Genomic DNA, 13,091 nt, shown 5'->3' with positions numbered 1-13,091 from the left:
GGTGGCGTGCAGGCACGGGACGACGGATCAGCCGAAGACGGCGATCACGCCTCGGGCGAAGAGGAGGTCCAGGCCGGCCACCAGCGCGACGATGAACGCCACGAAGATGATGACCACGGTGGTGTAGGTGATCAGCTCGCGCCGGCCGGGCCAGATGACCTTGCGCAGCTCGGCGACGACCTCGCGGAGGAACCGGGCGGGTGAGCGCTTCTGGCCGCTCTCGGTACGGGCCCGTTCCGCCTCGGCGCGCGACCGGGTGCCACCGCCCTCCCGCGTGGCCGGACGGGACCCGGCGGGGCGGCGGGCACGGGTCGGCCGCGCCTCGTCGTCCTCGTCGTCGTCGGCGGTGATCCGGCCACGACGTCCGCGGTCGCGGGCCGCGACCACCTTCTCCTCGTCGTCGGCCGCCTCGGTGGCGATGTCGTCCTCGGCTGCCTCGAGCTCGGCGGCGTCGTCGACCCCCGGGGCCTCGCGATCGAGCTGCTCGTCGGTCAGCTCGGCGTCGCGAGGGTCGTCCTCGCGTCCCGGCTTCTCGTCGCTCACTGCGCCTCGCTCGCCTCGTGGTGGGAACCGCTCTGACGAGCGGCCGGATGGTCGGTACCGGCTGTGCGGTGGCAGGGGTGACAGGACTTGAACCTGCAGCCTGCGGTTTTGGAGACCGCTGCTCTGCCAATTGAGCTACACCCCTTGAAGGATGCCGTCCTCGCCACGGCAGCGCGGAGCCTCGAGGAGGTTCCGGGGCACGCCGGTGGCGGGGTCAGCTGCCCCTGGACGGCCAGTGTACGGGACCGCACCGCCGCACAGCCAACGTCCCGCCGGGGGCCGCCCCGGACGAGGATCCACCAGCCGCGCCCCGAGGGGCGGCCCGGCCCCACGGCTCCGCCGCGAGCCGGACGACTTTGACACGATGGGCACATGACCGCCGTCTCATCGGAGTCCGCCAGCCCGTCCGCCACCCCCGGCCCGAGCCGCATCTCGCGCCGCATCGCCGCGATCAGCGAGTCCGCCACGCTCGCGGTCGACGCCAAGGCCAAGGCGCTGAAGGCCGCCGGCAAGCCGGTCATCGGCTTCGGCGCGGGGGAACCGGACTTCCCGACACCGGACTACGTCGTCGAGGCCGCGGTCGCCGCCTGCCGCCAGCCGGCCATGCACCGCTACACCCCCGCCGGCGGCCTGCCCGCGCTCAAGGAGGCGATCGTCGCCAAGACGGCGCGCGACTCCGGCCTCCAGGCCGGCCCGGCCAACGTCCTGGTGACCAACGGCGGCAAGCAGGCGGTCTACGAGGCCTTCGCCGCGCTGCTCGACCCGGGTGACGAGGTGCTGCTGCCCGCCCCCTACTGGACGACGTACCCCGAGGCGATCCGGCTGGCCGGCGGTGTGCCGGTGCCGGTCGTGGCCGACGAGCAGAGCGGGTACCTGGTGTCGGCCGCCCAGCTCGAGGCCGCCCGCACGCCCCGCACGAAGGTGCTGCTCTTCTGCTCGCCGTCCAACCCGACCGGCGCGGTCTACCCGCCCGAGCAGGTCGAGGAGATCGGCCACTGGGCGCTGGACGCCGGGATCTGGGTGCTCACCGACGAGATCTACGAGCACCTGACCTACGGCGGCGTCACCGCCCCGTCCATGCCGGTGGTGGTCCCCGAGCTCGCCGAGCGCTGCGTCGTGGTCAACGGCGTCGCCAAGACCTACGCGATGACCGGCTGGCGGGTGGGCTGGATCCTCGGCCCGACCGATGTCGTCAAGGCCGCGACCAACCTGCAGTCGCACGCCACGTCCAACGTCGCCAACGTCTCCCAGGCCGCCGCGATCGCCGCGCTCACGGGGGACCTGTCGGCCGTCGCGACCATGCGCGAGGCGTTCGACCGCCGCCGGCAGACGATCGTGTCGATGCTGCGGGACATCCCCGGCGTCGCCTGCCCCGAGCCGCAGGGCGCGTTCTACGTCTACCCGTCGGTCAAGGGCCTGCTCGGCCGGCCGATCGCCGGACGGACCGCGGAGAGCAGCGTCCAGCTCGCCGAGATCATCCTCGAGGAGGCCGAGGTGGCCGTCGTCCCGGGCGAGGCGTTCGGGACGCCCGGCTACCTGCGGATGTCCTACGCGCTCGGCGACGACGACCTCGTCGAGGGCGTCTCCCGGATGCAGCGACTGCTGGGGTCGGCCGGCTGACTCAGCGCGGCCCGTCGTCCTCGTCCAGCGCCTGCGCGTCCTCCAGGACGTCGACGGCGCCGGGCAGGTGGGCGAGCGCGCGGTGGACGTCGGCCGGCGTGGCGATCTGCCACGCCGTCGCGTCCACGTAGCAGCGGACGGCGGCGACGAAGGCGTCGTCGCCGGCCGTCTGCTGGGCCTCGAGCAGCGCCGCGCCGCCCTTGTTGTAGACCACCCCGAAGTAGCTGTCCGAGTCCTCGAACTCGTCCATGGCCGCCCCCACGGGACCGGGCTGCGTCAGCGCCTCCTCGGGGACCAGGCCGGTGCCGGGGTCCACGACGGCCTCGGCCCAGGACGCGAACGCCTCGTCGAGCCACGGGTCGCGGTACTGGGAGTTGCCGACCATGCCGTAGAACCACTGGTGGGCCACCTCGTGCACCAGGATCTCCCGGATCGGCGTCGCCTCCAGGATCATGCTGGGGTACTCGATGCCGCCGCCGAAGTCGGGCAGCAGGGCGACGCTGAGGGTGTCGAAGGGGAACGGCCCCAGCAACGACTCCAGTTCGTCGATCGCGGCCACGGTCCAGTCGCTCAGCACCTCGCCCGGGACGTCGCTGCCGGGGAGCACCCCGGTGGTGACGCGGGTGCCGCCCGGCGCCGTCGTCTCCGTGGTGCTGAACGGCCCCACCGCCACCGCCACGTCCCGGGCCACCGGCTCCCGGGACGTCCACGTGCGGACGCCGTCCACCGGGGGCGACGGTTCCGCGACGGCGCCGGTCATGAGCACGGTGAGCTCCGCCGGCGCGGAGACGCGCACGACGGTGTCGGCGACGGGGGTGGCCGCCGTCTCGCCGCGCAGCCCCACGAACGGGTCCCGCGCCCAGCCGACCCCGGGCTCCCAGGCGAGCAGCGGCGCGCCGCTGGCCCACCAGGAGAGCTCCTCGACGACGCCGAACCGGTCGAACGCGCCGCTGCCCAGGGTCAGGGAGAAGTCCAGCTCGACCTCGGTGGGCTCCCCCGCCCCCAGCGCGCCGGCCAGCTCCACCACGAAGAGGCCACCGGGGTCGGCCGCCTCCGCGGACTCGTACCGCCCGCCGGCCACGTCCTCCCCCCGGACGTCGTCGACCACCAGCCGGCTGCCCGAGGCGGCGGAGTCCGGGCCGTTCGGGACGAGCCGGAAGACCAGCTCGCGGACGTCGCGGTCGGGCGTGAAGACCACGGTCTCGGTCCCGGTGACCGAGCGACCGTCGGCGGCGAGCGCGAAGTCGACGGCGATGTCGGGACGGTCGGGGTCGGGCTCGGCCCGCTCGGCCGGGCAGGCGGCCTCCGCGACCGCGGGCCCTCCGGGCGGCCGGCCCGGGGCCGCCACGGTGTCGGCGAACGACGTGCAGCCGGTCAGCAGGAGCACCGCCGCGGCGGCCAGGGCGGCCCGCCGGGCGGTCACTGCAGGCGGACGGTCGCGCGGGCCAGGGAGAGCACCTTCTCGCCGCCGCTGGTGACGGTGAGGTCGACCCGCACCCGTCCGTCGTCGAGCAGCGCCCCGACCTTGCCGCGCACGGTGACCTCGGCCCCCTCCTCGTCGTCGGGGACGACGACCGGCCGGCCGAACCGGACGTGCTGCTCGACCAGGGCACCCGGGTCGCCGGTCCACGCCGTCACGGCCCGCGCGGCCAGCGCCATCGTGTACATGCCGTGCGCGATGACGCCGGGCAGGCCGACGGCGGTGGCGGTGCGGTCGTTCCAGTGGATCGGGTTGAAGTCGCCGGAGGCCCCCGCGTAGCGGACCAGGTCGGCGCGGGTGACCCGGTAGACCTGCTCGGGCAGCTCCGTGCCGATGTCGGGCGAGGACGTCATGACTCCCCCCGTGCCACCAGCATCGACGTCGCGGTGCACACCGGCTCGCCGTCCTCGGTCGCCAGGTCGACCCGCGCGGTCAGCATGTCGTTGCCGGCGACGGTGCGGGCCGCGTCGATCGTCGTGGTCGCGACCAGCCGGTCGCCGGCCCGGATCGGGCGGTGGTGGGCGAACCGCTGCTCGCCGTGCACGACGCGGGCGTAGTCGATGCCGACATCGGGATCGTCGAGCACCACCATCGCCGCCTGGAGGCTCACCACGATGGCGAAGGTCGGCGGCGCGATGACGTCGGGGTGGCCGGCAGCGCGGGCGGCGTCGCCGTCGCGGTGGACCGGGTCGTCCGCCCCGATGGCCGAGGCGAACTCCGCGATCTTCGCGCGCCCGACCTCGTAGACGGCAGAGGGCGGGTAGCTGCGCCCGACCAGTTCCCGGTCCAGCGCCATGCTCCCGCCCTCGGCTCGCAGCTGTCGACCCGCGTCAGCGGGTCTCGCGGTGCAGCGTGTGCTTGCGCTCGCGCGGGCAGTACTTCATCAGCTCGAGCCGGTCGGGGTCGTTCCGCCGGTTCTTGCGGGTGATGTAGTTGCGGTTCTTGCACTCCTGGCAGGCCAGGGTGATCTTCGGGCGGATGTCGGTCGCTGCCATGGGGAGTGCTCCTAGCCTTGTGCGGCCGTGCCGGCGGCTGCCGACCCGGTGTCGTCCACGTGCTGACGGACCCCGTCGATCCGGGGTCCGTCGGGAGTAGCGGTGACCGGACTTGAACCGGTGACACAGCGATTATGAGCCGCTTGCTCTACCAGGCTGAGCTACACCGCCGGGATGACCGTGCGGCCCGGTCTCGCGACTGGACCGGCTGGTCACAGAGCCCCTTTACGGAATCGAACCGTAGACCTTCTCCTTACCATGGAGACGCTCTGCCGACTGAGCTAAAGGGGCGTGCTCGAAGAGCCGTCGAGAACTGTACCCGACGTCCCCCGGCCTTCCTGCAGTGCCCCACCGCGAGCTCGCGAGGTGCTGGGACGGCCCCGTCTCAGGGCCCCGCCGCGAGCTCGCGAGTGGTGGGGGGGGAGACGGGGTCCTCACTCAGGTGCGCACGAACAGCCGGCGGTGCGCGGCCCCCGGAGCGGCCTTGCGGACGCCGGTGCGGGCCAGCAGCCAGCTCTCCAGCCGGTCGTCGGGCAGCGGCCGGCTCACCAGGAAGCCCTGCAGCTTGTCGCAGCCCATCTCGGCGAGCAGGTTGCGGGTCAGCTCGTCCTCCACGCCCTCGGCCACGACGCGCAGCCCCAGGTTGTGCGCCAGCTCGATGATCGAGCGGGCGATGAAGGACTCGCCCTGGCTGGTGGACATGCCCAGCACGAAGGACTTGTCGATCTTGACCTCGTCGATCGGCAGCTGCCGGAGCTGGGACAGCGACGAGTAGCCGGTGCCGAAGTCGTCCATGGACAGCCGCAGCCCCAGCCCGTGCAGGTCGGCCAGCACGGTGCTGTCGCGCACCGAGTCGTCCACGACGCTGCCCTCGGTCAGCTCGAGGGTGAGCAGCTCACCGGGCACCCGGTGCCGCTGCAGCGCCCGCCGCACCCGGGTGACCAGGTCCGGCTCGGTCAGGCAGTGCACGGACAGGTTCACCGCGACCGACAGGGCGATGTCCTGGTCCAGCCAGCGGCGGCAGCGGGCCAGGGCGAGGTCCAGGACGTGGTCGGTGACCGCCCCGATCCGCCCGATCTGCTCGGCCAGGTGGATGAAGTCGTCCGGCGCGATCGCCCCGTAGCGGGGGTGCGCCCAGCGCACGAGCGTCTCCACCGACACGATGTCGGAGGTCTGCGCGTCGATGATCGGCTGGAAGACGACGCTGATCTGACCGTCGGCCATCGCCTGCTCGAGCTCGGTGCCGAGCTGCAGCCGGCGCAGGCTCTGCTGGTCGAGCACCGGGTGGTAGCTGGCCACCCCACCGGAGTCGGCCGCCGCCAGCAGGGCGACGTCGGCCCGCTGCATCAGCATCCCGGAGTCGGTGCCGTGCACCGGCGCGGCAGCCACCCCGATGGTCAGCGTGACCTCCAGGTCCAGCCCGGCGACCCGGGCGCGCGTCGAGGCCGCCTCCCGCAGCCGCCGGGCGGCGCGCTCGGTCGCCTGCAGCGACAGCCCCGGCAGCAGGACGGCGAACTGCTCGCCCTCCATCCGCGCCAGCCGCGCCGACGGCGGCGCGTGCTCGCGCAGCAGGCCGGCGGTGACCAGCAGGAGCTCGTCGCTGGCGGCGTGGCCGAGGGTGTCGGTGACCTCGGTGTAGTTGCCGAGCGCCGCGAGGATCAGCCCGGCCCGTGCGGTGACCGGGTCGGCGGCGAGCAGCTCGTCGATGTCGGCGGCCAGCCGCTGGCGGTTGGGCAGCCCGGTCAGCCGGTCGTGGTCGGCGTCGTAGCGGATCTGGGTCAGCAGCTGCTGGTGCCGGATCGCCGCGTTGACGTGGGTGAGCATCGAGTCGAGCGCCGCCCGGTCGCTCTCACCGAAGGAGTGGATGTCGCTGCGCCGGTCGCACACCTCGAGGTAGCCCGGTTCCCCCGCGGCGGTCGTGATCGCCGCACCCAGCAGGTCGGCCACCCCGCGACGGGCCAGGGCGGCGGTCTCCTCGCCATCGGCCCTGGCCAGCGAGACGCGGACCGGGCCCTCGACCGAGGCGACGGCGCGGCGCCGGATGACGTCGTCGGGGTCGCCGGGCCCGTCGTACCAGACCGCGCCGTTCTCGGCGGCGACGACCAGCCGGGGCTCCTCGTCGAGGTACGGCGGCAGCCACAGTGCCACGCGGTCGGCGTTGAGGAGCTCCCGGACGGCGTGCACGATCTGCTGCGCGCCGTCCTCGTCGGGTGAGACCTGCTCCACGCGCCTGGCGAAGTCGTAGACGCGCTCGACGCTGTGCCCTTCACGGGTCACCGCGGCGAAACGCCGGTAGAGCAGGGCGAGCGCGACGACCAGCGGGGAGATCAGCAGCCAGGCCCAGGGCGTGGCCCCGACCAGCAGCAGGACGGCGAGGCCGACGACGACGGAGACGGGCCCGATCATCAGGACCGGGATCAGGAAGGACACCCACAGCGTGCGGCCGGGGTAGCCCTGGGTGGCGGTGATGGCGGCCGCGATGAGGACGACGCCGAGGACGCTGGCGACCAGGACGGCGACGAGGTAGGAGAGCCAGGCGCTGGGATCGGCGATGTCCCCGACCGGGAGCAGGCCCAGGACGACGGTGGCCGCGCACGCCTCCAGGACGACGACCGTCACGTTGAAGACGGTCTTGGCGCGCGAGTAGCCCTGGACGAGGGAGACGATCCCCACGGCCAGGCCCCAGGCCGCCGCCGTCCAGGCGCCGCCGACGCTGGCCAGCGCCATCACGAAGGCCAGCTCGCTCGGCGACCAGGAGAAGCCCTGCTTGCGGAACTCGAAGTCGACGTTGAACGACTCCGCCGCGACCAGTCCGATGAAGATGGCGACCAGCAGGAACGGGTCGACGGGCTCGGCACGTGGCACGAGCACGAGCAGGGAGACGGGGACCGCGACGGCCAGCCCCATCCAGGCGACGGTCCAGGGGCCGAGCCGGAGCGGCCGCGTCGACCTGCGTTCGTCCTGCTCGGACACTCGTACCTGCATCTCCGCCGGGGAACGTGGGCGCGCCGAGGCTAACAGCGGGACGCGCCACGAGAAGGATCACCGACCCGACCACTGACCCGGAGTGGGGAACGGGCGGTGCACCCCCGGAGCGGCCGCCGAGCGGGCGGCCCTCCGGGGGTCGACAGTGCGTTCGAGGTCAGGCGGTGGTGCTGCGGTTCCACTTCGCTCCGCGGTTCCACTTGGCTCCGCGGTTCCACTTGGCCCCACGGACCGAGGACGAACCAGACTGCACGTTGCTACCCATGACGCCTCCTAGGCATGACTGACTGCGGCTTTGCGGCAGCCACCTACGCGCGGGGGCAGAGCGTCGTTCAGTACGGACCGCGCTGGGAACATTGCTTCCCGTCACCCGGTTGGACAAGCATCGAAGATCACGACCGGGTGACGGTCAGTCGCGTCGTCACTGAGCGTGTCTGAATATGGACCTCGTGTCACCAATTCGGGTGGTGCGTGGTCACCGCCGGCCGCGGGGCGGACCGAGCAGTCCGTCCGCCGCGGCGCGATCCCGCTGCCCGTCGGTCGCGAGGTCGGCCATGCCCCCGGTGACGAGCTCCAGCGTGGCCCGGGTCCAGTCCCGTTCGGCCGACACCGGCGCGCGGGGGCCGCCGAGGCGCTCCGCGACACGCAGGAAGGCGCCCTCGGCCTGCGCTGCGACGGCACCGGCGCGGGCGAGCGCATCCGGCGGCAGCGTCTCCCGCGCCCGCGCGATCGCGTCCTCGGCGGCGAGACGCGGGCCCTCGTCCGGCGACTGGGAGAAGGTGTTGTCCATGTCCAGGACGAGCGGCCCGTAGGCGCCGAGGATCTCGGCGGTGACCGCCACGGGCGCGATGCGCACGAAGGAGACCGCCTCGAGGAGCGGTCCCGCCGTCCAGTTCCACAGCCGGGCCCTGTCCTCGGCCGCCGCCCGGAGCTCGAACCCGTCCAGCGCGTAGGTCAGCCGCTGCCCGTACTCCTGGACGGCGACGTACGCGGCGGCGACGGCCACCGCCGGGAGCGGCTCCGTGCCGCTCCCGGCCGGCCGCCCGCCGGCCCACTCCGCGAGCGCCCGCTCCACCGCCGCGGCGGCGTGCCCGTCGACGGTCAGGTACCCCAGGCCCCTCGCCTCGGCCTCGGCCCGGCTCCCGGTTCCCTCCGCCTCGGCCCGGCTCCCGGTTCCCTCGGCCTCGGCCCGGCTCCCGGCTCCCTCGGCCGACAGGGCGGCGAGCGTGCCGGCCACCCCCTCGACGTTCACGGCCACCGCATCGCCGAGCGCCGGTGACACGGCGGCGACGACGCCCCTTCCCACCGTCCACCCGGCGGGATCTCCCTCGACGAGGCCGGCGCCGATCGTCTCCAGCCCGAGCTGCACCGCCCGGGCCCCGGCGCCACCGCCCGCCCGTCCGGCGGCGGCCACCAGGTCGGCCAGGGCCTGGCCCCCGTCGCCCCAGACACGCGCGAGCGCGGCCTCCCAGACCCGCCCGTCCCCGAGGAGGGCCGCCGCGGCCTGCGGGTCACCGCCGTGCGCCACGTACCGCACGGCGACCGCCACCGGGTCGGCCGCCGCCGCGGGCCACGCCGGGGGCACCGGTCCGGCCGGCGCCTGCTGGACGTGCTCGCGGACCAGCAGCTGGCGGGCCCACTCCCCCGCCGTGGCCGGCCGCAGACCCCGCGACCCGGTGCCGGCCAGCAGCACGGCCGCCATGCCGGCCGCCGCGGGAGCCGCCCCCAGTGGCGCATCGGCAGGGACGTAGGTGGCGCCGAGCACGGCGGTGACCCCGTCGCCCGCCGCGGTGCCCGGCGTCGCCGTCCCGAGCGCGGCGGCCAGGACGCCGGCGAGCGGGTTGCCCGGGCCGTGGGGGTCCCGCCCCAGCAGCTCCAGCAGCAGCCGCACACCCACGGCACCGAGCCCCCGCACGAAGGCCGTGGCGAACGCCGGGTCCGCGGCCAGGGCGGCCGAGTCCGACACGAGGGCGGCGCGCTCCTCCGGGGTGAGAGGGGTGCCGATCAGCGTGTCGGCGAGCGCACGTCCGCGTGCGGCGAGCTCGGGGCGCCCCCATCCCGGCAGCTCCCCCGTGAGGTGGGCCAGCACGCGGGCCCCGTCCCCCCGGCGCCCGGTGCCGCCGACCGGACGGGTGGCGTCGGCCAGGACCCGGCCGGTGGCGCCGGCGTCGTGCGCGAGCTCCTCGAGCACGAGGGCGTGGCGCCGCCGACGCCGGGCCTCCGCCGCCTCGATCTCGGCCACCACCCCGACCCAGGCCGGCGAGCCGGTCATCAGCGCCAGCCGGGGATCCTCCAGCTGCCCGATCCGCTGCCAGGCCGCCCGGAAGTCCTCGTCCTGCTCCGCCCGCAGCTCGAGCACCTGCCGCCGGGCGTCGCGGAGGAGCTCGCCGTGCGCGCCCAGCCGGACGGCAGCGCTGCGCACCGCGGCCGCGGACTCGCGGGCGAGCGTCACGACGCGGGCCAGCTGTCCGGCCGCCGCCACCGCGTCGGCGCCCAGCCAGCCCGGGGCCGCGCCGGCCGGGCCCGACAGCCGGTCGGCGAGTTCCCCCAGCCGGCGCGCCGCACCGTCGACGTCCCGGACCAGCTCCTCGACGGCCTCCGGCTCGCCGTCCGGCAGCTCGAGGGGCACGGGGTCGGGCAGCTCCGCGCTCACCGGCCACCTGGCCGCCCGCGGGAGGCGAGCAGCCCACGGTCCAGCGCCTGCCAGGAGTCCGCGACCGCCGCGACGGTGCCGCCCAGCCAGCCGAGCTCGCCCGCCAGCGCGCGCCCGGCGGCGCGGTGCGCGTCGAGGAAGGCCTCCACCGCCGGCTGCAGGACGTCGCCCACGGCGCCGGGCCGGTCCAGCCGGGGGGCGATCTCCGCGGCGTCGGCGGCGGCCGCGCGCACCGTGCCGGCCAGGGCGTGGACCTCGGCCGGCGGCACGTCGATGGACATGCCCGGCAGTGTGGCGGCCGGCCACCGCGGCGGCCGCCGTCGTCCACAGGCGGACCGGTGGGGGCGCGCGGCCACCCGATCGGGTGTCCACAGTGTCCACAGATCCTCTCCACAGGCTGTGGACGGCGGGGAGACGCCCCTAGGCTGCCCCGGTGCGGGAGGACCGGCGGGACGGCGAGCGCGGGTCGACCCTGCCGTTCGTGCTGGTCTGCTGGACGGTGGCCGCGCTGATGGCGTTCGGGGCCATCGCCGCCTCCGACGCGTTCCTCGAGCAGCAGGAGGTGCAGTCGGTGTGCGACGGCGCCGCACTGGCGGCGGCCAACCGGGCCGACGAGGCCGTCGTCTACACGCAGGGGGTGAGCGGGGAGCTGCCGCTCACCCGGGCGACCGCGCAGGCCGCCGTCGCCGACCAGCTGGCCGACGGGGTGGGGGCGCTGGACTCCTGGTCCGCCGAGACCGACGGCGCCGAGGTCACCGTCCGGTGCACCCGCTACGTCGAGATCGCCTTCGGCTGGCTCTTCCTGGCCGGCGAGCCGCTGGAGCGCACCGCGACCGCGAGCGCCCGCGCACCCACCCTCCCCTGAGCACGCGGACGGCCCCCGACCTGACGAGGTCGGGGGCCGTCCGTACCGGGCGTGGCGGGTGAAGGATTCGAACCTTCGTAGGCTAAGCCGACGGATTTACAGTCCGCTCCCATTGGCCACTCGGGCAACCCGCCGTGCGGTGGTACCGGAGCAGCGTACTAGAACGGTGGACGGCGTCCTCGGAAACCCCCCGGACGCCGACCGCCCAGCGGAAGGGGAACAGCCATGGCCGACGCGTCCTTCGACGTCGTGAGCAAGGTCGATCGCCAGGAGGTCGACAACGCCCTCAACCAGGCGGGCAAGGAACTCTCGCAGCGCTTCGACTTCCGGGGCACCAACGCCACCATCGCCTGGGCCGGCGAGGACGGCGTCACCCTGCAGGCCGACACCGAGGAACGCGTCGCCGCCGCGCTCGAGGTGTTCAAGGAGAAGCTCATCAAGCGCAACATCTCGCTCAAGGTCCTCGACGCCGGCGAGCCGCAGGCCTCGGGCAAGACCTACAAGATCGGCGCCACGATCAAGCAGGGCATCGAGAGCGACGTCGCCAAGAAGATCGCCAAGCTGATCCGCGACGAGGGCCCGAAGGGCGTCCAGGCGCAGATCCAGGGCGACCAGCTGCGGGTGAGCGGCAAGAAGCGCGACGACCTGCAGGCGGTGCAGCAGCTGCTGCGCGGCGCCGACCTCGACGTCGCCCTGCAGTTCGACAACTACCGCTAACTCCTGATATCTCTGCTGGTCAGCGGCTCGTCAGAGTCCCTTGGTCCGCAGGGAGTCCGCAGGAACGCCCAGCGCGGCGGCCATGAGGTCGCCCGCTGCGGCGCGCGTGCGGTCCTCGGCTGTGGGCCAGAGGTGGGAGTAGACGCCGAGCGTGATCGTCGCCGAGGAGTGCCCGAGCGCCCGCTGCACGGTCACCACATCGCATCCCGATGCGATGAGCCCGCTCGCGTAGAAGTGCCGCAGGTCGTGCAGCGTGTACCCGCCCAGCCCGGCCGCCTTGCGGACCTCCCGCCACTGGTGGCCTGCCGAGTTTCGGTTCAGCGGCTGCCCGGCATTGGCGATCATCCAGTCACCCTGCTGGACTCCCGCTCGCTGCACGTGCTGGGCCAGCAGATCGACTAGCTCCGCCGGGACGTAGACCACCCGCTCGGAGCCGAACTTGGGCGCCACGAGCTCGATCGTCGCGCGGTTCTCGCCCTGCATCTGGCGACGGACGGCGATGGTTCGACGCAGGAAGTCGACGTCCTCCAGCCGCAGCCCGGCCGCCTCGCCCAACCGGAGCCCGGCGAAGGCGCAGACGGCAATGAACGGCCGGAACCACGCCGGTGCGACGCTGAGCGCGCGCCCGACTTCCTCGACAGCGGGGATCGTCATGGCCGCCGACGCCTTGCGCGCTCGTGGCAGCGGCACGCCAGCCGACGGGTCCGACTTGATGATCCGGTCGACGACGGCGGCCCGCATCGCCATGTGGACGTAGTTGTACCGGGTCCGGATCGTGCTGGCAGCGAGCCCGGACGTACGGCTACTCGCCGGCTGGGACATGACCTTGACCCACTGCTGCACGTGCGAGGGCCGAATCTGGCGCATCGGCACGTCAGCGAACGTCACGGAGTCGGCCGCCTGCTGAGCGGCAAGCGTCGTGCCGCGCTCCCATACCTGTCGGCCGGACCACGCCTTGAACCAGGCCTTGAAAGTGATCTTCCCCGCCGCCGGGTCGACGTAGTCGCCGGTGACTATCGCCGCGGTCTGCTCATCGAGCCACCGCTGGGCGTCGACCTTTCGCTTGAAGTGGCGGGCGTGCTCCTTGCCGTTCTCGTCCCGGTACCGCGGCCGATAGGTCCCGTCAGGCCTCCTCGCGATCGACGCCACCGCTCATCGCCTCCATCTCCTTGAGCTCCTGGCCCTGAGCCCACAACCGCAGTGTGGGCTCCGCCACTGACTGGAACACCGTGA

12 protein-coding genes and 4 tRNA genes are annotated in these 13,091 nt (G+C 74.0%); 3 read left to right on the top strand and 13 right to left on the bottom strand.

Annotation, left to right across the window (positions count from 1 at the left end; translation table 11 throughout):
• Window positions 1-27: 27 nt before the first annotated feature.
• Window positions 28-543 (bottom strand): preprotein translocase subunit SecE, encoded by a 516-nt coding sequence (gene secE / locus BM142_RS00945; RefSeq protein WP_092194912.1) that lies wholly within the window; start codon window positions 541-543, stop codon window positions 28-30.
• Between the two features lie 69 nt (window positions 544-612).
• A tRNA-Trp gene (locus BM142_RS00940) sits at window positions 613-688 on the bottom strand.
• A 227-nt stretch (window positions 689-915) separates the two neighbouring features.
• On the opposite strand from BM142_RS00940, the gene BM142_RS00935 reads away from it, so the two are divergent.
• A complete protein-coding gene (locus BM142_RS00935) occupies window positions 916-2,163 on the top strand; it encodes a pyridoxal phosphate-dependent aminotransferase (RefSeq protein WP_175527035.1) in 1,248 nt (415 codons plus the stop codon).
• A gap of 1 nt (window position 2,164) precedes the next feature.
• Here the strand turns inward: BM142_RS00935 and BM142_RS00930 are convergent, their stop codons facing one another.
• The 9 genes from BM142_RS00930 to BM142_RS00890 form a co-directional block, all read right to left on the bottom strand.
• Window positions 2,165-3,586 carry a M1 family aminopeptidase gene (locus tag BM142_RS00930; protein WP_092194911.1) on the bottom strand — a complete coding sequence of 474 codons (1,422 nt, stop codon included), beginning with the start codon at window positions 3,584-3,586 and terminating at the stop codon, window positions 2,165-2,167.
• A complete protein-coding gene (locus BM142_RS00925; protein WP_092194910.1) occupies window positions 3,583-3,996 on the bottom strand; it encodes a MaoC family dehydratase in 414 nt (137 codons plus the stop codon). Before BM142_RS00925 ends, BM142_RS00930 begins: the two co-directional genes overlap by 4 nt.
• Complete coding sequence (locus BM142_RS00920) at window positions 3,993-4,439, bottom strand: FAS1-like dehydratase domain-containing protein (protein ID WP_092194909.1); 447 nt, start codon at window positions 4,437-4,439, stop codon at window positions 3,993-3,995. The genes BM142_RS00925 and BM142_RS00920 overlap by 4 nt, the downstream gene beginning before the upstream one ends.
• A 34-nt stretch (window positions 4,440-4,473) precedes the next feature.
• Entirely contained in the window at window positions 4,474-4,638 is a 165-nt protein-coding gene (gene rpmG, locus BM142_RS00915) for a 50S ribosomal protein L33 (protein WP_092194908.1), read from the bottom strand.
• A gap of 97 nt (window positions 4,639-4,735) precedes the next feature.
• A tRNA-Met gene (locus BM142_RS00910) sits at window positions 4,736-4,809 on the bottom strand.
• 47 nt (window positions 4,810-4,856) lie between these two features.
• Window positions 4,857-4,929: transfer RNA gene (locus BM142_RS00905), tRNA-Thr, on the bottom strand.
• 147 nt (window positions 4,930-5,076) lie between these two features.
• Window positions 5,077-7,545: a putative bifunctional diguanylate cyclase/phosphodiesterase gene (locus BM142_RS00900; RefSeq protein ID WP_254790448.1), complete on the bottom strand. Its 2,469-nt coding sequence runs from the start codon at window positions 7,543-7,545 to the stop codon at window positions 5,077-5,079.
• A 553-nt stretch (window positions 7,546-8,098) separates the two neighbouring features.
• Window positions 8,099-10,276 (bottom strand): hypothetical protein, encoded by a 2,178-nt coding sequence (locus tag BM142_RS00895; RefSeq protein ID WP_092194906.1) that lies wholly within the window; start codon window positions 10,274-10,276, stop codon window positions 8,099-8,101.
• Entirely contained in the window at window positions 10,273-10,557 is a 285-nt protein-coding gene (locus BM142_RS00890) for a hypothetical protein (protein ID WP_092194905.1), read from the bottom strand. Before BM142_RS00890 ends, BM142_RS00895 begins: the two co-directional genes overlap by 4 nt.
• Window positions 10,558-10,709: 152 nt before the next feature.
• Here BM142_RS00890 and BM142_RS00885 point away from each other — a divergent pair, with 152 nt between their 5' ends.
• Window positions 10,710-11,141 carry a pilus assembly protein TadG-related protein gene (locus BM142_RS00885; RefSeq protein WP_092194904.1) on the top strand — a complete coding sequence of 144 codons (432 nt, stop codon included), beginning with the start codon at window positions 10,710-10,712 and terminating at the stop codon, window positions 11,139-11,141.
• Between the two features lie 52 nt (window positions 11,142-11,193).
• On the opposite strand, the gene BM142_RS00880 is transcribed toward BM142_RS00885, so the two are convergent.
• Window positions 11,194-11,275 (bottom strand) — tRNA-Tyr (locus tag BM142_RS00880).
• Window positions 11,276-11,366: 91 nt separating this feature from the next.
• On the opposite strand from BM142_RS00880, the gene BM142_RS00875 reads away from it, so the two are divergent.
• Window positions 11,367-11,858: a YajQ family cyclic di-GMP-binding protein gene (locus BM142_RS00875; RefSeq protein WP_092194903.1), complete on the top strand. Its 492-nt coding sequence runs from the start codon at window positions 11,367-11,369 to the stop codon at window positions 11,856-11,858.
• Between the two features lie 30 nt (window positions 11,859-11,888).
• Here the strand turns inward: BM142_RS00875 and BM142_RS00870 are convergent, their stop codons facing one another.
• Window positions 11,889-13,007: a tyrosine-type recombinase/integrase gene (locus BM142_RS00870; RefSeq protein WP_092194902.1), complete on the bottom strand. Its 1,119-nt coding sequence runs from the start codon at window positions 13,005-13,007 to the stop codon at window positions 11,889-11,891.
• Between the last annotated feature and the right edge of the window lie 84 nt (window positions 13,008-13,091).

The organism is Blastococcus tunisiensis (genome assembly GCF_900112815.1).
Lineage (GTDB): Bacteria > Actinomycetota > Actinomycetes > Mycobacteriales > Geodermatophilaceae > Blastococcus_B > Blastococcus_B tunisiensis.
The sequence above is the reverse complement of the archived record's forward strand: the minus strand, read 5'-3'. Positions and strand labels throughout refer to the sequence as shown.

Coding starts and splice junctions, on each gene's coding strand:
- BM142_RS00935 (WP_175527035.1), top strand. CDS start 916: ATGACCGCCGTCTCATCGGAGTCCGCCAGCCCGTCCGCCACCCCCGGC.
- BM142_RS00925 (WP_092194910.1), bottom strand. CDS start 3,996: ATGACGTCCTCGCCCGACATCGGCACGGAGCTGCCCGAGCAGGTCTAC.
- BM142_RS00920 (WP_092194909.1), bottom strand. CDS start 4,439: ATGGCGCTGGACCGGGAACTGGTCGGGCGCAGCTACCCGCCCTCTGCC.
- rpmG (WP_092194908.1), bottom strand. CDS start 4,638: ATGGCAGCGACCGACATCCGCCCGAAGATCACCCTGGCCTGCCAGGAG.
- BM142_RS00900 (WP_254790448.1), bottom strand. CDS start 7,545: ATGGGGCTGGCCGTCGCGGTCCCCGTCTCCCTGCTCGTGCTCGTGCCA.
- BM142_RS00890 (WP_092194905.1), bottom strand. CDS start 10,557: ATGTCCATCGACGTGCCGCCGGCCGAGGTCCACGCCCTGGCCGGCACG.
- BM142_RS00875 (WP_092194903.1), top strand. CDS start 11,367: ATGGCCGACGCGTCCTTCGACGTCGTGAGCAAGGTCGATCGCCAGGAG.